The sequence below is a fragment of the Nocardia tenerifensis NBRC 101015 genome (assembly GCF_000308715.1).
Classification (GTDB): Bacteria; Actinomycetota; Actinomycetes; order Mycobacteriales; family Mycobacteriaceae; genus Nocardia; species Nocardia tenerifensis.
Window position 1 is genome coordinate 1 of sequence record NZ_BAGH01000577.1, and the last position, 21,777, is coordinate 21,777.

At 69.4% G+C, this 21,777-nt stretch carries 22 protein-coding genes and 1 pseudogene; 19 read left to right on the forward strand and 4 right to left on the reverse strand.

Annotation, left to right across the window (positions count from 1 at the left end):
• The first annotated feature begins 20 nt into the window (after positions 1 to 20).
• Positions 21 to 737, forward strand: coding sequence for an SDR family NAD(P)-dependent oxidoreductase (locus ON39_RS38035; RefSeq protein WP_040741450.1), 717 nt, complete (start codon positions 21 to 23; stop codon positions 735 to 737).
• Positions 738 to 743: 6 nt separating this feature from the next.
• On the opposite strand, the gene ON39_RS38040 is transcribed toward ON39_RS38035, so the two are convergent.
• Together ON39_RS38040 and ON39_RS38045 are read right to left on the reverse strand one after the other, a co-directional pair.
• Complete coding sequence (locus tag ON39_RS38040; RefSeq protein ID WP_040741451.1) at positions 744 to 1,226, reverse strand: cation:proton antiporter regulatory subunit; 483 nt, start codon at positions 1,224 to 1,226, stop codon at positions 744 to 746.
• 161 nt (positions 1,227 to 1,387) lie between these two features.
• Positions 1,388 to 2,899 carry a putative glycoside hydrolase gene (locus ON39_RS38045; protein WP_051187629.1) on the reverse strand — a complete coding sequence of 504 codons (1,512 nt, stop codon included), beginning with the start codon at positions 2,897 to 2,899 and terminating at the stop codon, positions 1,388 to 1,390.
• Between the two features lie 205 nt (positions 2,900 to 3,104).
• Between ON39_RS38045 and ON39_RS38050 the strand changes: the two genes are divergently transcribed.
• A complete protein-coding gene (locus ON39_RS38050) occupies positions 3,105 to 4,103 on the forward strand; it encodes a polysaccharide deacetylase family protein (RefSeq protein WP_051187630.1) in 999 nt (332 codons plus the stop codon).
• A gap of 125 nt (positions 4,104 to 4,228) precedes the next feature.
• Here ON39_RS38050 and ON39_RS38055 read toward each other — a convergent pair whose 3' ends face one another.
• Positions 4,229 to 4,942, reverse strand: a complete 714-nt coding sequence (locus tag ON39_RS38055) for an SDR family NAD(P)-dependent oxidoreductase (protein ID WP_040741452.1) — start codon at positions 4,940 to 4,942, stop codon at positions 4,229 to 4,231.
• A 75-nt stretch (positions 4,943 to 5,017) separates the two neighbouring features.
• Here ON39_RS38055 and ON39_RS51220 point away from each other — a divergent pair, with 75 nt between their 5' ends.
• Entirely contained in the window at positions 5,018 to 5,557 is a 540-nt protein-coding gene (locus tag ON39_RS51220; protein WP_040741453.1) for a MarR family winged helix-turn-helix transcriptional regulator, read from the forward strand.
• A 41-nt stretch (positions 5,558 to 5,598) separates the two neighbouring features.
• Here ON39_RS51220 and ON39_RS38065 read toward each other — a convergent pair whose 3' ends face one another.
• The gene (locus ON39_RS38065) at positions 5,599 to 7,104 is read right to left on the reverse strand and encodes a PucR family transcriptional regulator (RefSeq protein WP_040741454.1); all 1,506 of its coding nucleotides are present in this window, start codon (positions 7,102 to 7,104) and stop codon (positions 5,599 to 5,601) included.
• Between the two features lie 163 nt (positions 7,105 to 7,267).
• On the opposite strand from ON39_RS38065, the gene uraD reads away from it, so the two are divergent.
• The 16 genes and pseudogenes from uraD to ON39_RS51600 all read left to right on the forward strand — a co-directional run.
• Positions 7,268 to 7,780: a 2-oxo-4-hydroxy-4-carboxy-5-ureidoimidazoline decarboxylase gene (uraD, locus tag ON39_RS38070; RefSeq protein WP_040741455.1), complete on the forward strand. Its 513-nt coding sequence runs from the start codon at positions 7,268 to 7,270 to the stop codon at positions 7,778 to 7,780.
• Positions 7,777 to 8,076 carry a hydroxyisourate hydrolase gene (gene uraH, locus ON39_RS38075; protein ID WP_040741456.1) on the forward strand — a complete coding sequence of 100 codons (300 nt, stop codon included), beginning with the start codon at positions 7,777 to 7,779 and terminating at the stop codon, positions 8,074 to 8,076. Before uraD ends, uraH begins: the two co-directional genes overlap by 4 nt.
• Positions 8,077 to 8,079: 3 nt before the next feature.
• Positions 8,080 to 8,955, forward strand: coding sequence for a factor-independent urate hydroxylase (gene pucL / locus ON39_RS38080; protein WP_040741457.1), 876 nt, complete (start codon positions 8,080 to 8,082; stop codon positions 8,953 to 8,955).
• Positions 8,956 to 8,957: 2 nt separating this feature from the next.
• Positions 8,958 to 9,827: an FAD binding domain-containing protein gene (locus ON39_RS38085; RefSeq protein WP_040741459.1), complete on the forward strand. Its 870-nt coding sequence runs from the start codon at positions 8,958 to 8,960 to the stop codon at positions 9,825 to 9,827.
• On the forward strand, positions 9,827 to 10,297 hold the full coding sequence (locus tag ON39_RS38090) for a (2Fe-2S)-binding protein (RefSeq protein ID WP_040741460.1): 471 nt from the start codon (positions 9,827 to 9,829) through the stop codon (positions 10,295 to 10,297). The genes ON39_RS38085 and ON39_RS38090 overlap by 1 nt, the downstream gene beginning before the upstream one ends.
• A complete protein-coding gene (locus tag ON39_RS38095; RefSeq protein ID WP_040741462.1) occupies positions 10,294 to 11,652 on the forward strand; it encodes an 8-oxoguanine deaminase in 1,359 nt (452 codons plus the stop codon). Before ON39_RS38090 ends, ON39_RS38095 begins: the two co-directional genes overlap by 4 nt.
• A gap of 46 nt (positions 11,653 to 11,698) precedes the next feature.
• The gene (locus tag ON39_RS38100) at positions 11,699 to 14,032 is read left to right on the forward strand and encodes a xanthine dehydrogenase family protein molybdopterin-binding subunit (protein WP_174412614.1); all 2,334 of its coding nucleotides are present in this window, start codon (positions 11,699 to 11,701) and stop codon (positions 14,030 to 14,032) included.
• A gap of 129 nt (positions 14,033 to 14,161) precedes the next feature.
• Positions 14,162 to 15,604, forward strand: coding sequence for an NCS2 family permease (locus ON39_RS38105; RefSeq protein WP_040741463.1), 1,443 nt, complete (start codon positions 14,162 to 14,164; stop codon positions 15,602 to 15,604).
• A gap of 17 nt (positions 15,605 to 15,621) precedes the next feature.
• Positions 15,622 to 16,689, forward strand: a complete 1,068-nt coding sequence (locus tag ON39_RS38110; RefSeq protein WP_040741465.1) for an XdhC family protein — start codon at positions 15,622 to 15,624, stop codon at positions 16,687 to 16,689.
• Positions 16,690 to 16,818: 129 nt separating this feature from the next.
• The gene (locus tag ON39_RS38115) at positions 16,819 to 17,199 is read left to right on the forward strand and encodes an allophanate hydrolase-related protein (protein ID WP_040741467.1); all 381 of its coding nucleotides are present in this window, start codon (positions 16,819 to 16,821) and stop codon (positions 17,197 to 17,199) included.
• Positions 17,196 to 17,999 (forward strand): hydroxypyruvate isomerase family protein, encoded by an 804-nt coding sequence (locus tag ON39_RS38120; protein ID WP_040741469.1) that lies wholly within the window; start codon positions 17,196 to 17,198, stop codon positions 17,997 to 17,999. Before ON39_RS38115 ends, ON39_RS38120 begins: the two co-directional genes overlap by 4 nt.
• Complete coding sequence (locus ON39_RS38125) at positions 17,996 to 18,871, forward strand: NAD(P)-dependent oxidoreductase (RefSeq protein ID WP_040741470.1); 876 nt, start codon at positions 17,996 to 17,998, stop codon at positions 18,869 to 18,871. The genes ON39_RS38120 and ON39_RS38125 overlap by 4 nt, the downstream gene beginning before the upstream one ends.
• Positions 18,868 to 19,017, forward strand: coding sequence for a hypothetical protein (locus tag ON39_RS49260; RefSeq protein ID WP_157195600.1), 150 nt, complete (start codon positions 18,868 to 18,870; stop codon positions 19,015 to 19,017). The genes ON39_RS38125 and ON39_RS49260 overlap by 4 nt, the downstream gene beginning before the upstream one ends.
• Positions 19,018 to 19,019: 2 nt before the next feature.
• Positions 19,020 to 20,825, forward strand: coding sequence for a glyoxylate carboligase (gene gcl / locus ON39_RS38130; RefSeq protein WP_040741471.1), 1,806 nt, complete (start codon positions 19,020 to 19,022; stop codon positions 20,823 to 20,825).
• Positions 20,822 to 21,565 (forward strand): annotated as a pseudogene (locus ON39_RS38135) (glycerate kinase); the annotation flags it as partial. The gene gcl and the pseudogene ON39_RS38135, both read left to right, overlap by 4 nt.
• A gap of 88 nt (positions 21,566 to 21,653) precedes the next feature.
• Positions 21,654 to 21,777, forward strand: a 124-nt coding sequence (locus ON39_RS51600) for a glycerate kinase (RefSeq protein ID WP_373283772.1), incomplete at its 3' end; no start/stop codon positions are given.

The following is a 21,777-nucleotide window of genomic DNA, read 5'->3' on the forward strand; positions in this document are numbered from 1 at the left end:
CCTCAGAATGAAGGAGATGTATGTCCACCGCACCAACGGCCGTGATCATCGGCGTCGGGCCCGGTCTCGGCATGTCCACGGCTCGGCGTTTCGGCAGTGAGGGGTTCCGGGTCGCGCTCGTCTCGCGCGGCGGCGCGCGCCACGGCGGCTACCTGAAAGAGCTTGCGGCGCAAGGCATCGACGCCAGTGCGTACGTCGCGGACGTCACCGACCACGCGCGCCTGCGAGCGGTCCTGGCCGAGATCGCGGGCGACGGCGATATCGAACTCGCCTATTACGGGCCGGGGCCGACGCAGCAGCCGACTCCGCTCACCGAAATGGATGTCGCCACCGCGCGATCCGCGTTCGACTGGGTCTGGCCCGCCGTCGAGATGGTGCACGAGGTGCTGCCCGGCATGCTGGATCGGGGCGCCGGCGCGCTGCTGTTCGCGGGCGGCCTGTCGAGCATCCGGCCGATGCCCATGCTCGGACAGCTCGCGCTGCCCTCCGCGGCCCTGCGCAACTACGCCATCACGCTCAACGCCGCGCTCGCCGATCGCGGGGTCTACGCGGGCACGCTCACCATCGGCGGCCTGATCGAGCGCGGCGATATTCACAGCATGGTCACCGCCGACCCGGTGCGCTTCGGTGCGTCCGAAGGCCACACCCTCGACCCCGACGAGCTCGCGGCCGCCGCCTGGGCCATGTATCGCGCGCGCGACCGGGCCGAGGAGGTCTTCGACGTGCTCGGCGGCTGAGCGGCGTCAGCCGTCGGTGAGGATTTCGGCGGCGGCGTCGAGTCCTTCGGCGGTGCCGACGATCACGAGCAGATCGCCGGCCGCGAAGACGAAGTCCGGGCTGGGGGACGGGATCACCGCGCCGCCTCGCATGATCGCGACGATGGAAACCCTTGTCCTGGTCCGCATCTCGGTCTCGCCGAGCGCGCGGTCGACGTAGGGGGAGCCGCCGAGGATGGAGAACTGCCTGGTGTTCACGCCGTCGAACTCGCGATGTTCCTCGCGCAGTTGGGCTATCAGCTGCGGCGCGCCCAGCAGATTGGCCAGCGCGGCCGCCTCCGCGGCCGAGAGGGGGATCTGATCGGTGGCTTCGGGATTGTCCGCCTTACTCACGATCAGATAGATCGTGCCGTCCTTGTGATCGATGACGCCGACCCGGCGGCGAACGCCTTTGACCGGAAAGTCCTTGCGCACACCGATGCCCGGCAGGCGCGTCACTTCAACGTTCACTACACCAGCCTAACCGCGGCGGCGGTTCCGGGTGGGTCGGCGCGTCGGCGAGGTTGCGGGGGGCCTGCTGCGGACACCGTGACGGCCTGCCGCGGCTCCGTGTCAGCCACGAAGACACCGTCCCGGCCGTGGGCGCGGGACGGTGCCGTGGGGCTTGCCGATCAGTCGGTCGGGCCCGCGGTCAGGTGGTAGTGCACCGTCGGGCTCCAGAGGAAGAATCCGTTGGTGCCCGCGGCTTTCGCGGCGTCGATCTGCGCCCGGACCTCGCCGGGGCCGTAGCCGACGCCGAGGCTGAAGTCCTGCAGCCAGGGGACGACCTTGGCCGCGGTGCCCTGAGTCTGGGCGTGGAAGTCCTGCAGCGAGCGGAGGGTGATGTCGTAGGGCTGCGAATTCGGGTTGGCGACACCGTATTCGCCGGCGTTCCAGTGCGAGGGGTAGACCATGGGCGCGATGTAGTCGACGTACTTCGCCATCGCCGGGATGTCCTGCGCGATCTCCTCGGGCCGGGTGGAGGCGATGCCGAACACGGCGGCGCTCTGCTCGGCGCCCGCGTCGCGCACGGGATCGCGGCTCTCGCGCAAAAATTCGGCGATCGAGACGGTGGGCGACTCGGTGGAGCCGGGGAACTGCATCTGCGTCAGCGCGCCGTCGGGGCGCCGGATGTAGTCGTACATGATCCCGTCGAAGCCGAGCTTGGCCCCCTCGACGGCGAGATCGATGTTGTACCTGCGTATCTGGGGATCGGCGAAGTTGGTGAACGCGATCGGGCCGTACTTGCTGGCGTAGGGCTGCCCGGACGGATTCTGGATCACCCAGTCCGAATGCCCGTGCTGCCAGGCCCATTCGGCCATCGTCTTGTCCCGGAAGGCGACGATCCGGCCGACCACGCGAATGTTCATGTCGTGCAGCTGCCGCAGCGCCGCGGGCGCGTCGTAGATCGGGGTGGCCGCGCCCGACTCGCGGGCCAGCGGCACGCGGGAGTCGTAGCCGACGACGCCGTCCTCGTCCTTGATGTCGAGCTGCACGGTGTTGATGCGGCCGTCGCGGGCCATGTCCAGTACGTCCTCGCGCAGGCCGTCGTCGGACCAGCCGTAGGCGGTGACGTGGACCGCCTTGATCGGCGGCTGCTCGATCGTGGCGGTGATTGCCTCGGCGGTCTGGTTGCCCGCCGCGTCCACGGCCACCACGTCGGCGCCGGTCTGCGCCCGGGGCAGGTCGATCTCGAACGACCCGTCGTCGGCGGGGGTCACCGACTGGGCGCCGACCGACACGCGCTCGGCGCCTGTGGTTTTGCCGCGCAGGGTGACCGGCTGGCGGTAGGAGGTGATGCCGGTGGGCTGGGTCAGCTCCAGGGTCGGCGCCTCGGTGTCCACGGTGAAGGTCTCGGACGCGCCGGGGCCGGTGCGGAGGAATCCGAGGAAATCCGGCGGGATCTCGGCGGTGAACTTGTGCTCGCCGTCGGGGAGCGCGCCCGGCCGGTACACGACCGTGTTGCCGTCGACGGCGCCGTCGACCGGGTGGCCGTCGAGCTCGAGCCGCAGGGCGTGCGGGTCGTTGTCGCCGGCGTCCACGCGCAACGTCATGGCGGACAGCGCCGCCGAGCCGACGTAGTTGCTGGGAAGACCGCTGAGGGTCAATCCATGGGGCTCGGTGCGCACCGAGCTGAGGGTCACGGAAGCGACAAGAATTGATAAGACTGAGATAACCAGGACCGCGGCCAACCGCCGGTGTCCTGTGACGCCTAGTCGTTCTAGCAACGCGCACACCAACTTTCGTTCGGAGATCGCTCACTGTCGCGGGTTCGGCCCGCGCCCGTCGCTACAAGTGCCACCGGTCGCCTACGCGGAGATCCGGTCGAGTTCGCGTACCGTTTGCCCGATGGCGAAGAACGCGACCATCGGTGTTCGAGTTGTGCTGTCCGTGCTGGCCTTCGCGGCCGCGGCGGGCTGTTCTGCCCATCCGGTCGACGCCGGGCCCGCCGCGGCCGCGTTGCCCTCGAGCAGTCCCGCGCCCGATCCGGCCGCGGTGGGCGCCGACGAGCTCGGCGTGGTGCCCGTGCTCATGTACCACCAGCTGGCGGCCGCCCCGGTCAGCGAGTACGACCAGACGCCGGAGAAGTTCCGGGCCGAGCTTGATCGGCTCTACCGCGAGAACTACCGTCCGGTGACCGCGTCCGCCTTCGTCTCCGGGGTCATCGACCTGCCCGCGGGCGCCCACCCGGTGGTGCTCACCTTCGACGACTCCACCCTCAGCCAGCTCTCGTTCACCGCCGACGGCAAGGTCGCGCCCGAGACCGCCGTCGGCATCCTCGAGCAGTTCCGGGCCGAGCACCCCGACTTCGCGCCCACCGCAACCTTTTACGTCAACAATCAGCCGTTCGCCGACGATCCGCGGGCGCTGCCGTGGCTGGTCGCGCACGGTTACGAGATCGGCGCGCACACCGCGACCCACGCGAACCTCGCGCAGCTGGACAGTGCCGGCGTCCAGCGCGAGCTGGCGGACAACGTCCGCGCGATCGGGTCGGCGACGCCGGGGCGGGTGCGGACCATGGCGTTGCCGCTCGGCATCTCCCCGGCCGAGCGCGCGCTGGCCACGTCGGGCAGCTGGGACGGCACGAACTACGCGTTCGAGGCGGTGATGCTGGTCGGCTCCGAGCCTGCCCCGTCGCCCTACGGTGCGCTCGACCCCACCGCGGTGCCCCGAATCCGTTCGGGCGCAACACCGGTCGACTTCGACTCGACCTACTGGCTGGATCGGTTGGCCGCGAACCCCGGGCAGCGCTACACCTCGGACGGCAACCCACAGCGGATCTCCTTTCCTGCCCACGAATCCGGGGCGCTGCACCCGAAGTGGTCGGGGCAGGCCATGTCCTACTGATCCACTCGTTGCGGGGCGCGCCGAAGGATCAGCGAACTCACGGTTACCAGCTCGCTCATGCTAGCCCTTATCACACGGTTTGCCCTGATCACCCGCATTGCCCGCCCCGCCACGCGTGCCGCGTCTCATCGAGTGGTGCGTTCTCCGCCGTTGACCGCCAGCACCTGGCCGGTCACCTGCCTGGCCGCGGGTGAGGCGAGGTAGTGCACCGCGGCGGCGATGTCCTCGGGGACGCCGGGGCGGCGGGTGTGTGTCGCGGCGATGAGCGAGGCGCGGCGCTCCTCGGTCAGCTTGTCGCGGAAGAACTCCGTGTCCGAGATGTAGCCGGGCGCCACGACATTGGCGGTGACGCCGCGCGGGCCCAGTTCGGCGGACAGCTGGATGTTCCACGAGGCGAGGCCGGCCTTGGCCGCGCCGTAGGCGCCCGCGCCCTTGTCCGCGGCGATCGAGCCGATGTGCACGACCGCGCCGGTCAGCCGATCGCGCAGCGCGGTGGTCATCAATACCGCGCTGAGCAGGTTGGCGTCCAGGTTGGTGCGCCAGGCGGCGGCCAGGGCGCGCAGGTCCGTCGGCGCCTCCGAGTCGAAGTCGGTATTGCCGCCCGCGTTGTTGACCAGCACGTCGATCTGGCCGGGGAGCCGGTCGACCAGTTTCTCGATCTGCGCCGGGTCGGTCGCGTCGCAGACCTCCGCCGTGACGCCGAGTTCGGCCGCGGTCGCGTGCAGCGGCTCGGCCCGGCGGCCGGTGATCACCACCGTGTCGCCCTCGGCGGCGAAAACGCGGGCGATCGCCTTGCCGATGCCGGTGGCTCCGCCGGTGACCACGATGTTGCGTGCCATGTTCGTCTCCTTCATCGACTACATTTAGATCTAAACGTAGACAAGGTTTAGACCTAAACGCAACCGAGGAGTGGCATGGACGACAACGATCCGGTCGACGCGATCGCGCTGGCGTGGCACCGGGAGCGGCCAGGGACGCCGGTCGACGGGATCGGCGTCGTCACCCGAATATGGCAGCTGGCCAAGGCTTTCGGCGACGACCGCCGCCGCGTGCTCGCCGCCGCCGGCGCCGACACCGCCACCCTCGACCTGCTCAGCATCCTCCGCCGCAGCGGCCCGCCCTACAGTTTGACCACCCGTGAACTGAAAGAGCACACCATGCTCACCGCCGGAGCCATCTCCCAGCGAGTCGCCCGCGCCGAAGCGGAGGGCCTCGTCACCAGAGCCCCCCTCGGCGACGGTTCCCGCAGCGTCGCCGTCACCCTCACCCCCGCCGGCCACGACCTCGTAGAACAACTGGTCGACCAGGTCCTCGGCCGCGAATCCGACCTACTCTCCAGCCTCACCCCCGCCCAGCAAGCCGACCTGACCACCCTCCTCCGCATCCTCCACCAAGACCTCATGACCCGCCTAGGCACCCGAAAAATCACCCAGGTCGGCTCCCCGGACGCGTGAGAGTTGTTGTGGGCCAAGGGAAGTGCGCTCAGTGGGTGGGGTCAGCGGAGGGCTAGGGCTAGGAAGAAGTCGACTCGGTCTTCTAGGCGGGAGAGGTCCCGGGCGGTCAGTTCTTCTATGCGTTGGATGCGGTAGCGGAGGGTGTTGACGTGGACGTGGAGGAGGTCGGCGCATTTGGTCCAGGAGCCGGAGACCTCGAGGAAGGTTTCGAGGGTGTGCACGAGGTCGGCGCGGTTGTCCTGGTCGTAGGTGGTGAGGGGGTCGAGCAGGCGCAGACGGAACATGCGGCGGACCTCGTCGGGGACGGAGGCGAGCAGAAGCATGTGGGTGGCCAGTTCGTCGTGGCCGACCACGCTGGTGGGTTGATGACGGCCTGCGGCCATGCGGCGGGCGTAGCGAGCCTCCTCGACGGCGCCGCGCAGGCCCTCACCGTCGACCACCCCGCTGACACCCACGGATAGTCGGCTGCCACGTAGTCCGGGCTCCAAAGCCGTTACCGCACGGTTGATTTCGTCGATGACGGGCGTGTCGGGTCCGGCCGGGATCAACGCGATCGCCTCGCCGTCCACCACCCCGGCGGCCGGCCTTCTCCCGTAAAGGATTTCGCGCAGCAGCACGCGTAACTCGCCGGGCCGCAAAGTGTCGTCGGCGGCGGCCGCGACCGCGATATAGGTCTCGGCCGGCCCCAACCCGGTGAGCTCGAGCCGCGAGATGATCTCGGCGGGTTTGGCGTCGGAGACGATCAGCTCGATGAGTTCCTGCGCGAGCCGCCCCTCGGCGCTCTGCCGATCGTCCTGCCGCGCGCGCTCGAGCGACACGACCGCGGCCAGCTCACCCGCCAGCGCGCGCCGCTCCTCGGGCCACTCGGTGTAGTCGCCCTCGAACACGAGGAACCAGTCCGCGGCCCGCGATGTCCGATGCTCGTCGACCGCGAACAGCGAGAACCGGCTGCCCGCGTGCACGAACGCGCACGGCAGCCGCCGCGCGCTGAGGAACACCCCGGTCACCTCGACCGGCGGCGACGCGGCGGGCCCGGCCACCGTCCGCCCGGTGGACGACACCACCCAGCAGCGCATGCCGAGATCGCGTTCGATGAGTTCGAGCACCGAGCCGAGGCCCGCGCCGGAGACGAGCCGGCGATGCCGGTCGAGGATCGCGGTGAGATCGGCCGCCCGTCCGGTGGACAGATTGCGGGTGATCTGCTCGGTGACCGCGGCGAACGCGACGGTCTCCGGCACCCGGAACAGCGGAATCCGATGCCTGCGGCAGGCCTCGACGACGTCGGCGGGCGCACCGCCGTACCTGGCGTCGCCCGCGGCCATGCCCGCCACCCCGGCCTGGGCCAGCGCCCGGACGAACACCTCGCTGTCGGCGGGCTCCTGCCGCCACTGCATGCCGGTGAGCACGAACTCTCCGCCGGAGAGGTAGCGACCGGGATCGAGCATGTCCGTGGTCACCACCCAGCGAACGAACCGATCCAGCTCTTCCTCGCCGGTGACGAGTTCGAGCCCGAGGTCCGCCATGGAGAGCAGTGATCGAAGGCGCACGTTGCGAAGGCTAACAGTCGCCCCCCTGGTGAACGCCCTTGGACATTCGTACGAAGAGTGGGGTGTGAACTGGCGCACAGTTCAGATTTCTCGTTTCTAGCTGCGCTCTTATCCGCCGGGTGTACTTGCGGAACACATTCGCGTACCCCGATGAGGAGGTCAGATGGCACGCGACATCGGATGGCTCAACTCGTTGCCGCCGGACCAGGCCGAGCAGGAACTGCTGACCTGCTGCGCGTCGCGCCGGTGGGCGCAGAAGGTGGCGGCCTCGCGGCCCTACCCCGACGCCGCGAGTGCGACCGCCGCCGCCGTGGCCGCGGTGTGCGAGCTGAGCTGGCCGGAGGTCGAGGAGGCGCTGTCGGCGCACCCGCGCATCGGCGACCGGGCCAAGGCGGAGTTGTCCGAGCAGGAGGCGGCGTGGTCGCGCGGCGAGCAGTCGGGCGCGGCGAGCGCCGACGCCGCCGTGCGAGCCGAGCTGACCGCGGGCAACCTGGCCTACGAGGAGCGCTTCGGCCATGTCTTCCTGATCCGCGCCACCGGCCGCAGTGCCGAGGAGATCCTCGCCGAGTTGCGCAGGCGGCTGGACAACTCCGTGCCGGACGAGCGCATCAAGGTGCAGAGCGAGCTGGCCGACATCACCCGCCTGCGCGTGCGAAAGCTGTTGGGGGACGGGTGAGTCTGTCCACCCACGTGCTCAACGCGGTGACCGGCCGCCCCGCCGCGGGCCTGCGTGTGCGCCTGTCGCGCGCGGACGGCACGGTGCTCGCCGAGCGGCGCACCGACGACGACGGCCGCGTGAAAGACCTGCCCGCGCCCGAGACCGGCACGCACCGGCTGACTTTCGACACCGGCGAGATCAGCCCCTTCTACCCCTCGGTCGCCATCGACTTCATCGTCGCCGACCCGGCCGCGCACTACCACGTGCCGCTGCTGCTCAGTCCGTATTCCTACTCCACCTATCGAGGTAGCTGAACAATGTCGATCAAGCTCGGACCGAACCGGTACGGCAAAGCGGAGACCCATGTCGTCGGCGTGACGAAAAACGGTGGCGTGCACGAGATCCGCGATCTCAACGTCAGTGTCGCGCTCGCCGGCGCCATGGACGAGGTGCACCTGACCGGAGACAACGGCGCGGTCCTGACGACCGACACGCAGAAGAACACCGTGTTCGCGTTCGCCAAGGAACACGGCATCACCTCACCCGAGGCGTTCGGCCTGCTGCTGGCACGGCATTTCGTCGATTCGCAGCCGACCATTCATCACGCGCGGGTGAGCATCGAGGAATTCGCCTGGGAGCGAATCGTTCTCGACGCGAGTGACAAGCAACATTCCTTTGTCCGCTCGGCTCAGGAGACTCGCACCGCGCGGGTGCACTACGACGGTGAAAAGGCTTGGGTAGTAGCGGGTTTGCAGGGCTTGGTGGTGCTGAACTCCACCGGCTCGGAGTTCCACGGCTACCTGAAGGACAAGTACACCACCCTGCAGGAGGCCTACGATCGCGTCCTCGCCACCGAGGTCAACGCGGAGTGGCGCTTCATCGGCGAGCCGAGCGACTGGGACAAGACCTACCGCGAGGCCAAGAGCGCGTTGCTCGAGGCCTTCGCCGAAACCTACAGCTACTCACTGCAACAGACGCTGTACGCGATGGGCGAGCGCGTGCTCACCACCTGCCCGGAGATCGGCGAGGTGCGGCTGTCGCTGCCCAACAAGCACCATTTCGTGGTCGACCTGTCCGCCTTCGGCCTGACGAACGACAACGAGGTGTTCTACGCCGCCGACCGTCCGTACGGCCTGATCGAGGGCACCGTGCTGCGCGACGACGCGCCCGCCGCCGGCCCGGCGTGGGAGTGACGATGGACTTCCTGCGACCGGACGACTGGGCCGACGCCCTCGCCCTGAAAGCGGCCCACCCGGACGCCACCCCCATCCAGGGCGGCACCGACGTCATGGTGGAGCTGAACTTCGACAAGGGCCGCCCCGTCGCCCTGCTCGACCTCAACCCGTGCCGAGAGTTGTTCGAGCACACCGAGATCGACGGCAGGCTGCGCATCGGCGCGGGCGTGCCCTACACCGAACTCATCAACCGCCTCGGCGATCGGCTGCCCGGCCTGGCCCAGGCCTCCCGCACCGTCGGCTCGCCGCAGATCCGCAACCGCGGCACCGTCGGCGGCAATCTCGGCGCCGCCTCGCCCGCCGGGGACACCCATCCGGCGCTGCTCGCGGGCGACGCCGTGATCGAGGTGGAGTCGGCCGCGCGCGGCGCCAGGATGATCCCGATCGACGAGTTCTACGTCTGGGTGAAGAAGAACGCCCTGGAGTCCGACGAGCTGATCCGCGCGATCTGGCTGCCGCCCGCCGAAGGGCCGCAGTACTTTTCGAAGGTCGGCACCCGCAACGCCATGGTGATCGCGGTGTGCTCGTTCGCCGTCGCGCTGTACCCGGGCGCGGGCACGGTGCGCACCGGCATCGGCTCGGCCGGGCCGACGCCGCTGCGCGCGGTGCCCGCCGAGGAGTTCCTCGCCGCCGAGCTGCCCTGGCACGACCCCGCCCCGCTGCCGGAGCGGGTGCTGCGCGAGTTCGGCGCGCTCGTCTCGGCCGCCGCTAAACCGATCGACGACGTCCGCGGCACCGCGGACTACCGCAAGCACGCCCTGTCGGTGCTGGCCCGCCGCACACTGGGGTGGGCATGGACGGACTACCTAGCAGAAAGGAAGGCAGCCTGATGCGCGTGACCTTCGACGTGAACGGCGCCAAGGAGACCGTCGACGACGTGTGGGAGGGCGAGAGCCTGCTCTACATGCTGCGCGAGCGAATGGGCCTGCCCGGCGCCAAGAACGCCTGCGAGCAAGGCGAATGCGGTTCCTGCACTGTGTATTTGAACGGCACGCCGGTGTGCTCGTGCCTGGTGGCCGCCGGTCAGGCCGAGGGCTGCTCGGTGCGGACCGTGGAGGGCCTCGGGCAGGGCGCGCGGCTCGACCCGATGCAGCAGGCGTTCGTGGAGGCGGGCGCGGTCCAGTGTGGTTTCTGCACACCGGGTCTCATCGTCCAGGCGCACGACCTGATCGAGCGCAACCCCGACCCGTCCGACGTGGAGATCCGCGAGGCGCTGGCCGGAAACCTCTGCCGCTGCACCGGTTACGAGAAGATCCTCGACGCGGTGCGCCTCGCGGCGCAGCGGAAGGCGGCGAAATGACTACGCAATCAGGCGGCGTCGTCATCGAGAACGCCTATATCGCACCGGTGGTCGGCCCGGAGATCCCGTCCGGGCACCTGGTGATCGCGAACGGCCGGATCGAATCCCTCGGCGCGGGACCGGCGCCGGCCGTCCCCGGCGCGCAGCGCATCGACGGCACCGGCTGCCTGGTCACGCCCGGCCTGGTCAACACGCACCACCATCTCTATCAGTGGGCGACCCAGGGCCTGTTCCAGGACTCGACGCTGTTCGAATGGCTGACCGGTCTCTACCGCACCTGGGCAGGCATGGACGCCGAGGTCGTCTACGGTGCCGCCGCGGCCGGTCTGGGCTGGCTGGCGCTGACCGGCTGCACCACGAGCAGCGATCATCACTATGTCTTCCCGAAGGGCCGGGGCGACCTGTTCGACGCGGAGGTCAGGGCCGCGCACGAGCTCGGCCTCCGGTTCCATCCGTGCCGCGGCTCGATGGACCGCGGCCGGTCCGACGGCGGCCTGCCGCCCGACGAGGTGGTCGAGGACCGCGACGAGATCCTGGTGAACACCGCGGAAACCATTGACAAGTACCATGATCCGTCGTTCGACTCGATGCTGCGCGTCGCCGTCGCGCCCTGCTCACCGTTCTCGGTGAGCGAGGGGCTGATGATCGACGCCGCGCTGCTGGCCCGCAGCAAGAACGTCCGGCTGCACACCCACCTCGCCGAGACCCTCGACGAGGAGGAGCACTGCCGCGAGCAGATGGGTTGCACCCCGGTCGAATACATGGAGAAGCTCGGCTGGCTCGGCGCGGACGTGTGGTTCGCGCACGCGGTGCACCTGCACGACGCCGACATCCGCCGCTTCGCCGAGACCGGCACCGGCTCGGCGCACTGCCCCAGCTCCAACGCTCGTCTCGGCGCCGGTATCGCCCGCGTCTCGGAGCTGCTGCGCGCGGGCGCGCCGGTCGGGCTCGGCGTGGACGGCGCCGCCTCCAGCGAGTTGACCTCGATGGCGGGGGAGATGCGCCAGGCCATGCTGTTCCAGCGGGCCGTGCACGGACCGACCGCGCTGACCGCGCGCCAGGCCCTCGAGCTCGGAACGCTCGGCGGCGCACGCAATCTCGGCCGCCAGCGCGAGCTGGGCAGCCTGGAGCCGGGCAAGCTCGCCGATCTCGCGATGTGGCGGGTGGACGGATTCCGCTCGGCCGTCGAAGACCCGGTCTGCGCCTTGGTTTTCGGGCCGACACCGCCGCTGGCGCGACTGCTCGTCGGCGGCCGCACCGTGGTCGAGAACGACGAGCTGCGCACGGTCGCGCACGACGCGGTCGGCCGGGCGGGCGCCGCCGCCAGGAAACGACTGATGCGGGGACAGGCATGACGAGGCAGGCCCGCTGTACGAATTCGCGCCCGCGAGAGGAGAGGCGATGACCACCGCACGCACCACGCGATTCCCCGGCGAGGTCGCCGCGCCGGGCAAGGGCGGCATCGGCGAGAGCCCGCTGCGCCCCGACGGCACCCTGAAGGTCAAGGGCGAGTTCGCCTACTCCTCGGATCTGTGGATGGACGGCATGCTGTGGGGCGCCACGCTGCGCAGCCCGCACCCCCGCGCCCGCATCGTGCGCGTCGACCTCGGCAAGGCGCTCGCGCTGCCCGGCGTCTACGCCGTGCTGACCCACGAGGACGTGCCCGGCCGCAAGAAGTACGGGCTCGACCACACCTGGGACCAGCCGGTGCTCGCCATCGACGAGGTCCGCCACCAGGGCGAGCCGGTGGCCCTGGTCGCCGCCGACCATCCCGAGATCGCCAGGCGCGCAATGGAAGCCATCGAGATCGAGTACGAGGTGCTGGAGCCGATCGTCGACCCGCTCGCCGTGGTCGCCGATCCGGAGAGACACAAGGTGCAGGAGCGCGGCGGCATCACCCGGTATCAGCCGGTCCGGGTCGGCGACATGGCGGTCGGCCGGGCGCTGGCCGACGTGGTGGTGACCGAGGACTACGAGGTCGGCATCCAGGACCAGGCGTTCCTCGGTCCGGAGTCCGGGCTTGTGGTGCCGAACGAGGACGGCGGCCTGGACTTCTACGTCGCCACCCAGTGGATGCACTGGGACCTGACGCAGATCGGTCCCTGCCTCGACCTGCCCGAGGACAAGATGCGGATGACGCTGGCCGGCGTCGGCGGCGCGTTCGGCGGCCGCGAGGACCTGTCCATGCAGATCCACGCGGGCATGCTGGCGCTCTACACCGGCAAGCCGGTCAAGATGATGTACAACCGCGAGGAGTCCTTCTTCGGGCACGTGCATCGGCATCCCGCGCGGATGCGCTACGAGTACGGCGTCACCAGCGCGGGCAGGATCGTCTTCGCCAAGGTGCGAATTGTGCTGGACGGCGGCGCCTACACCTCCGCCACGCTCAACGTCACCGGCAACGCGGCCTCACTCGCGGTGGGGCCCTACGAGATTCCGCATCTCGAGATCGATGCCTACGGCGTCTACACGAACAACCCGCCGTGCGGCGCGATGCGCGGATTCGGCGCGGTACAGGCGTGTTTCGCGCACGAGTCGATGATGGACCGAATCGCCGAGGCGGTCGGGCTCGACCCGGTGCGCGTGCGCCAGATCAACGCCGTGAGCCAGGGTTCCAAGCTGGCGACCGGACAGGTCGTGCACGCGCCGATGCCGATGGCCGAGATGCTCGGCCAGGCAAGGGATATGCCGCTGCCCGCGCCCCTCGACCCCGCCGACATCCGGAACCTGCCCGGCGGCGCGTCGCAGACCACCCACGGCGAGAGCGTCGTGCGCGGCGTCGGTTACGGCGTCGGCATCAAGAACATCTGCTTCTCCGAGGGTTTCGACGACTACTCCACGGCGCGGGTGCGGCTCGAGGTCATCGGCGGCGAGCCGGTCGCGCTGGTGCACACCGCCGCCGCCGAGGTCGGCCAGGGCCTGGTGACGGTCGAGGCGCAGATCGCGCGCACCGAGCTGGGCGTCGAGAAGGTCACCATCCACCCGGCCGACAACCAGGTGGGCAGCTCCGGCTCGTCCTCGGCCTCCCGCCAGACCTACATGACCGGCGGCGCGGTGAAGGCCGCGTGCGAGGCGGTGCGGATGCGCGTACTCGCCTTGGCCCAAGGACGTTTCGGCGCGGCGCGCGGCCTGCGCCTGGTCGGCGGCAAGGTGGTCTCCCGCGACGGCGAGGTCTACGCCGCGCTGGTCGACCTGCTCGGTGACGAGATCGTCGAGGAGACAAGGGAATTCCATCACCGCCCGACCACGGGCATGGATCCGGTGACCGGCCAGGGCGACAGCCACACCCAGCTCGCCCTGTGCGTGCACCGGGCCGTCGTCGACGTCGACACCGAACTCGGCCTGGTCAAGGTCGTCGCCCTGGACGCCGTCCAGGACGTCGGGAAGATCATGAACCGGCTCTCGCTGGAGGGCCAGATCCACGGCGGCTCCGCCCAGGGCCTCGGCCTCGCGGTCATGGAGGAGATCCAGGTCCGCGACGGCAAGGTGCTCAATCCGTCGTTCACCGACTATCTGATTCCCACGATTCTCGATTCGCCGCCACAGCGGCTCGAGATTCTCGAGAACGCCGACCCGCACGCCCCATACGGGCTGCGCGGCGCCGGAGAGCCACCCACGCTCTCCTCGACTCCCGCGATCGTCTCGGCCATACGGGACGCCTGCCGATCCGCGGGGGGAACCGTGCACATCAACCGAGTGCCGGTGCGTCCGGAAGACATCATCCGGAGCAGTTGATCAACAGGGGCAGACCGTATCTCGTGTCCAGCGACCGCGGTAGGGACCCCACAACAGCAGAACCGAACCACGCGAACCGGCCACCGCGGCCGGTTCGCAGGTCGGCCATGCCCCGAGGAGGGCAACGCCATGACCCAAGTCCAGACCCACTCCGCCGTCCCGGAGCCGGTCACCGGTAGGTCCCCGCTCGACCGATTCTTCCGGCTGAGCGCCCGCAAGACCACCGTCTCCCGCGAGATTCGCGGCGGCATCACCACTTTCGTGGCGATGGCCTACGTCATCCTGCTCGTCCCGCTGATCATCGGCGGGGTCCAGGATATCGACGGCAACACTTTGAGCATCGCCCAGCTCACCACCGCGACCGCGTTCTCGGCCGGGCTCAGCACCATCCTGATGGGCCTCGTCGGCAACGTACCGCTCGCCCTGGCCGCCGGCCTCGGCGTCGTGCCGGTCGTCGCGTTCCAGGCGGCGCCGCACATGACCTGGCCGCAGACCATGGGCCTGGTGGTGCTGATGGGCGTGATCATCGTGATCCTGGCCGCGACCGGCCTGCGCACGATGATCATCAACGCCATCCCGCTGGCGCTCAAGAACGCGATCGGCGTCGGGATCGGCATGTTCATCGCCATGATCGGCCTGGTCTCCGCGGGCGTGGTCGGCCACGGTGCGCAGACCGGACCGCCGGTCACGCTCGGCGTCGGCGGGCACCTGTCCGGGTGGCCGGTGGTGATCTTCGCCGTCGGGCTGCTGCTCATGCTCGCGCTGTTCATCCGAAAGGTGCCCGGCGCCATCCTGATCAGCATCGCCGTCGCCACGGTGCTCGCCATCGCGGTCAACGCGCTGGCGACGATCGACCCGAAGACGTGGGGTCCGGTGGTGCCCGAGACGCCGAAGGGGTTCTTCGCCGCGCCCGATTTCGGGTTGCTGCTGAACATCGACCTGTTCGGCGGATTCGCCAGGGCGGGCGGGCTCGTCGCGGGCGTCGTGCTGTTCACCCTCGTGCTCACCGGCTTCTTCGACGCCATGGGCACCGTGTTCGGGGTCTGCGACGAGGCCGGACTGCTCGACGAGCGCGGCACCATGCCCGGTCTCGGCAAGGTGCTGACCATCGACGGCCTCGCCCAGATCGTCGGCGGCGTCAGCGGCGGCGCGGGCAACACCGTGTACGTCGAGTCCGCGACGGGCGTCGGTGAGGGCGCGCGTACCGGGCTGACCAGCGTGGTGACCGGTGGATTGTTCTGTCTGGCAGTACTTTTCACCCCGCTCGCGGCCGTGGTGCCGATCCAGGCCGCCGCGCCGGCCCTCGTGCTGGTCGGCGCGCTGATGATGACCCAGGCCCGCAAGATCGACTGGGCCGACCTGGAGGTGGCGGTGCCCGCCTTCCTGACCATCGTGCTGATGCCGTTCACCTACTCGATCACCAACGGCGTCGGCGCGGGCGTCATCGCCTACGTGGTGATCAAGGCGGCCCGCGGCAAGTTCCGCGAGATCCACTGGCTCATCTGGGTGGTCGGCGTCGTCTTCGCCGGGTACTTCGGCATCAGTGCCATCGAGCTACTGCTCGGCGGATAGAACAGCGGAGAACAAGAATGCGTGACCTCGCGGCAGAGCTTCTGCAATGGCACACGGCGGGTAAGACTTACGCCGTCGCCACCGTCATCGGCGTCAGCGGCAGCGCGCCGCGGCCGCCGGGCGCGGCCCTCGCGGTGAACGCCGAAGGTGTTGTCCTGGGCAGCATCTCGGGCGGCTGCGTCGAGGGGGCGGTGTACGAGCTCTGCCGCGAGGCGTTGCGCACCGGGCGGCCGGTGCGCGAAACCTTCGGCTACAGCGACGACGACGCCTTCGCGGTGGGGCTGACCTGCGGCGGGCGGATCGAGGTGTTCGTCCAGCCGATCACGCCCGCCGAGCGCGAGGCGATCGAGGCGATGCTGCGCTCGGTCGGACCGGTCGCGCTCGTGCGTGACCTGAACACCGGCGCCACAACGGCTTTGGGACCGTGGTGGACGCTCGGCGCGCGTGTCGACCCGACGGTCGTGGCCGAGGCCAGGGCGATGCTCGAGGCGGCGGCCACCGGCGTGCGGGTGCTCGGCTGCGGGGACCGCGAGGTCACCGTCTTCGTGGAGTCCCACGTGCCGCCGCCGCGCATGGTCGTCTTCGGCGCGATAGATTTCGCGGCCGCGGTGACGCGGATCGGCCGGTTTCTGGGCTACCACGTCACGGTCTGCGACGCCCGCCCGATCTTCGCGACCCCCGCGCGGTTCCCGGACGCGCACGAGGTCGTCGTGGACTGGCCCGACCGGTACCTGGAGCGCACCGAGGTGGACCCGCGCACCGTGCTGTGCGTGCTGACCCACGACCCCAAGTTCGATATTCCCTTGTTGGAGAAGGCGTTACGGTCGCAGGTCGCCTATGTCGGCGCGATGGGCTCGCGGCGCACCCATGAGGACCGGATGGCCGCCCTCCGCGCCGCCGGTCTCTCGGAAGCCGAACTGGCCGTGCTGCACTCGCCCATCGGCCTCGATCTCGGCGGTCGCACGGCCGAGGAGACGGCGGTCGCCATCGCCGCAGAGATCGTGGCCGTCCGGCGCGGCGGCTCGACGCGACCGCTCAGCGCCGGCGAGGGACCCATCCATCGGGATTTACTGCCCACCTGGTGAACCTATTGCGCTGGAGCATCATACGAAATCCGCTGCGGATTATCGGCACGGCTTCGGTGTGATCTCATCTATCCCGGCGGCGCGTAAAACCCGCATACTTGGTGAAATTCGACATAAAAGGAACCGATAATGCCGTTGATTTTTCTGAACGGTTCCGCCATGCGCGGCGGGCCGCTCAACCATCTGCTGAACGGCGCGCCGTTCGCCGGTGCGGCGAGAACCGCTCCGCGCTACCGATTCTTCTCGGTCGGCGACCGCTTTCCCGGGCTCGACCCGTCGCCCGACGGCGGCCACTCGATCCTGGGCGAACTGTTCGACGTCCCGCTCGACGTGCTGCGCGAAAGCCTGCTACCCGCGGAGCCACCCGAACTCGAGTTGGGCGCGATCGAGCTGGACGACGGCAGGTCGGTCCTGTCGATGGTGCTGCGCCGCCCGCCGACCTCGTACCCGGAGCTGATCGACATCACCCGCATCGGCAGCTGGAAGAAATACCGCGAAGGAGCTGAGTGAAGCATTACGCCGGGGAGTCCGGCCTCCCGAAATTCGACGTCAACTGTTCTATTCTCTTCACCGATCTGCCATTGCTGGAACGTCCCGCCGCCGCCGCGGCCGCAGGTTTCGATGCGGTCGAATTCTGGTGGCCCTTCGGGGAGAATCCCACGCCGGGTGATAAAGAGATCGACGCGTTCGTTCGCGCGATCGGGGACGCCGGCGTGCGATTGGCCGGGCTGAACTTCATCGATCTGATTCCGGCCGGGCGGGGCCTGGTATCCGTTCCCGCCGAAGTCGCCAAGTTCCGCGCCAATATCGACGTGGCGGTCGGCATCGCCGAGCGCACCGGCTGTCGCGCGCTCAACGCCCTCTACGGCAACCGCGTCGCGGGTGAGGACCCGGCGCGGCAGGACGAGCTCGCGCTGGAGAACCTGCGGCTCGCCGCGCGCGCCGCCGCCCGCGTCGACGCCACCGTGTTGGTCGAGGCGCTGAACGCGCATGAGTCCCCGCACTATCCGATCGTCAGCGCCGAGCACGCTGTGCGCGTGATCGAGCGCACCGGCGAGCCGAACGTGCGCTTCCTCTGCGACCTCTACCACCTTGCGCGCATGGACGAGAACCTGATCCAGGTCATCAAGTCCTACGCCCAGTACATCGGCCATGTGCAGATCGCGGACGACCCCGGCCGCGGCAGGCCGGGCACCGGCGACCTGGATTTCGCCACCCTCTTCGAAACCCTCAGCGCCGCAGGCTACGACGGCTGGATCGGCCTCGAATACAAAGACCCCGAGCTTGATTGGAAGTGGATGCAGGCATGAGCACGATCGGTTTTATCGGCCTCGGCATCATGGGTAGCCCGATGGCGGGGCACCTCGTGCGGGCCGGACACGACGTCACCGGCTACGACATCGGCCCCAAAGGGCTCGAAAAGCTGAAGGAGGCAGGCGGTTCCGTCGCCGCGAGCGTCGCCGAGGCGGTCCGCGACAGGGACATCGTCATCACGATGCTGCCGCAGGACGAGCAGATCGAGCAGGTCTTCCCCGAGATCCTCGCGCACGCCGCCCCGGGCGCGCTCTACATCGACTTCTCCACCATCACCCCCAAGACCGCCAAGTGGACTGCGGAGCAGGGGACGAAGAACGGCCTGCGGGTACTCGACGCGCCCGTGAGCGGCGGGGAGAACGGCGCGATCAATGCGGCGCTGTCCATCATGGTCGGCGGGTCCGCCGACGACTTCGCCGCGGCCACACCGATCTTCGAGACGGTCGGCAAGACCTTCGCGCTGGTCGGCGGCAACGGCGCGGGTCAGTGCGTGAAGGCGGCCAACCAACTGGTCGTCGGCGGCACCTACGCGCTGGTCGCCGAGGCGATCCTGCTGATGGAGAACCTCGGCGCGGACGCGGCCAAGGGGCTCGACATGCTGGCCGGCGGGCTGGCGGGCAGCAAGATCCTCGAGCTCAAGCGCGAGACCATGCTCGCCCGCAACTTCGTGCCCGGCTTCCGGATCGACCTGCACCACAAGGACATGGGCATCATCCTGCAGGCGGCGCGCGAGGCCGAGGTGTCCATCCCGATGGGCGCGCTCACCGCGCAGCTGATCGCGGCGGGCCGGGCCATGGGCTACGGCGCGCTCGACCACTCCGGCCTGCTGCTGGTCGCCGAGGCGCTGTCCGGACGGGGTGAGGCATGAGAATGCCCGTGGCGCAGGGCGTCTCGCGTCATGAGGAGTGCGGCGTCCACCTGCCCGACGGCTGGGTGCGTAGCGCCGAACCTGCCGACCGTGCCGAGATGCACGCTGTGCAAACACGCGGCGTGCGCCAGAACAAGGAGCGTTGAGCATGGCTCGGATGCGTACGGTCGATGCCGCGGTGTTGATTTTGGCGAAGGAGGGGGCGTCGCAGGCGTTCGGTTTGCCTGGGGCGGCGATCAATCCGTTCTATAGTGCGATGCGCGCGCATGGGGGCATCAAGCATGTGCTGGCCCGGCATGTGGAGGCTGCTTCGCATATGGCGGAGGGGTATACGCGTGCTGCGGCGGGCAATATCGGGGTGTGTGTCGGCACGTCGGGGCCTGCTGGGACGGACATGATCACCGGGTTGTATTCGGCGAGTGCGGATTCCATTCCTATCCTGTGTATCACTGGGCAGGCGCCGGTGAGCAAGTTGCACAAGGAGGATTTCCAGGCTGTCGATATCGCCTCGATCGCGGGGCCGGTGGCGAAGTGGGCGGTGACGGTGTTGGAGCCGGCGCAGGTGCCGGGGACGTTTCAGAAGGCGTTCCAGCTGATGCGTGAAGGTCGGCCGGGTCCGGTGTTGATTGATCTGCCGGTGGATGTGCAGGTGGCCGAGATCGAGTTCGATATCGCGACGTATGAGCCGTTGGTGGTGCATCGTCCGGCGGCCACGCGTGCGCAGGCGCGTAAGGCGATCGAAATGCTCAATGCTGCTGAGCGTCCGTTGATCGTGGCCGGTGGTGGGATCGTGAACGCCGACGCGGCCGCCCTGCTGGTCGAGTTCGCGGAGTTGACCGGTGTTCCGGTGGTGCCGACGCTGATGGGGTGGGGCACGATCCCCGACGACCACCACCTGCACGCGGGCATGGTGGGCTTGCAGACCTCCCACCGCTACGGCAACGCGACCATGCTCGAGTCCGATTTCGTGCTCGGCATCGGCAACCGCTGGGCCAACCGCCATACCGGTGGTGTCGAAACGTACACCCAGGGCCGGACTTTCGTGCACGTCGATATCGAGCCGACGCAGATCGGTCGGGTGTTCGCTCCGGATTTCGGGATCACCTCCGATGCGGGGGCCGCGTTGAAGGTGTTCATCGAGGTCGCCCGGGAGCACGCGGCGGCGGGCACACTGCGCGACCGCGCCGACTGGTCGGCCCAGGTACGGGCACGGAAACAGTTGGGCCAGCGCAAGACTCACTTCGACAATGTGCCGATCAAGCCCCAGCGGGTCTATGAGGAGATGAACCGGGCGTTCGGCCCCGACGTGCGCTACGTCAGCACCATCGGCCTGTCCCAGATCCAGGCGTCTCAACTCCTGCACGTCTACAAACCACGACACTGGATCAACGCGGGCCAGGCCGGGCCACTGGGGTGGACCTTGCCCGCCGCGCTCGGCGTCGCCACGGCAGACCCCGACGCCACGGTCGTCGCCCTGTCCGGTGACTACGACTTCCAGTTCCTGATCGAGGAATTGGCCGTCGGCGCGCAATTCAACATCCCGTACATCCATGTGCTGGTGAACAACTCGTACCTGGGCCTCATTCGCCAGGCCCAGCGCAACTTCTCGATGGACTACTACGTCCAACTCGATTTCGACAACATCAACAGCCCCGAGGTAGGCGGCTACGGCGTCGACCACGTCAAGGTCGCGGAAGGCCTGGGCTGCAAGGCGATCCGCGTCTTCGAACCCGATCGCATCGGCCAGGCCCTGGAGGACGCCAAGAAGCTCATGGCCGAACACCGGGTGCCCGTGGTCGTCGAGTGCATCCTCGAACGCGTCACCAACGTGTCGATGGGCTTGGAGATCGACAACATCGTCGAGTTCGAGGAACTGGCGTTGTCCGCCGCGGACGCGCCCACCGCCACCGTGGCCATCGAACCGTCGCCCGAGCCGGTCGGCGGCGGCCGGTGAGCGGGCCGGACGCCGCCCGCTCGACGGGTGCGCGCGGCGGGTGGCGCGAGGGACACTGCGTCGTCGCCCCCGACAAGTTCAAGGGGTCGCTGACCGCGCCCCAGGTCGCCGCGCATATCGCGGCCGGACTCCGCCGGGTGCGCCCGGACGTCCCCGTCGTCACCGCGCCGGTGGCCGACGGGGGCGACGGAACGGTCGACGCCGTGGTGGAGTCGGGCTTCGTCCGCTTCCAGACGAGCGTCGCCGGGCCGCTGGGGACGCCGGTGGCCGCCTCGTTCGCGATGAGGGGCGAGGCGGCCGTGATCGAACTGGCGGAGGCGTCCGGCCTGCGTCGGCTGCCGGTGCGGCCGACCTTCCAAACCTCCCTCACCGCAACGAGTTACGGCACGGGCCAGCTCATCCGCGCGGCCGCCGCCCGCGGTGCGCGCAGCGTGGTGCTCGGTCTGGGCGGCAGCGCGTGCACGGACGGGGGCGTCGGCATGATGCAGGCCCTCGGCGTCCGCTTCCTCGATGACCGGGATCGCGAACTCCCGCACGGCGGTGCGGCGCTGACCCGCCTGGCCCGCATCGACACCGGTGACATGGTACGAGTTCCGGTGATCGTGGCCTCCGACGTGGACAACCCGCTGCTCGGACCGCGCGGCGCCGCACAGGTTTACGGCCCGCAGAAGGGCGCGCGCCCCGGCGACGTCGACGAATTGGAGTGGGGCCTGGCACGTTTGGCGTCGATCGTCGAGCGCGACCTCGGCGCGGACGTGGCGGACCGGCCGGGCGCGGGCGCGGCGGGCGGGGTCGGCGTACGCCGCGCTCGCCTTCCTCGGCGCGACGGTGCGGCCTGGCATCGAGCTGATCCTCGAGCTGATGTCCTTCGCCGAGCAGGTCGAGGGCGCGCGGCTGGTGATCACCGGCGAGGGCTCCCTCGACGCCCAGACCCTGCACGGCAAGGCGCCGG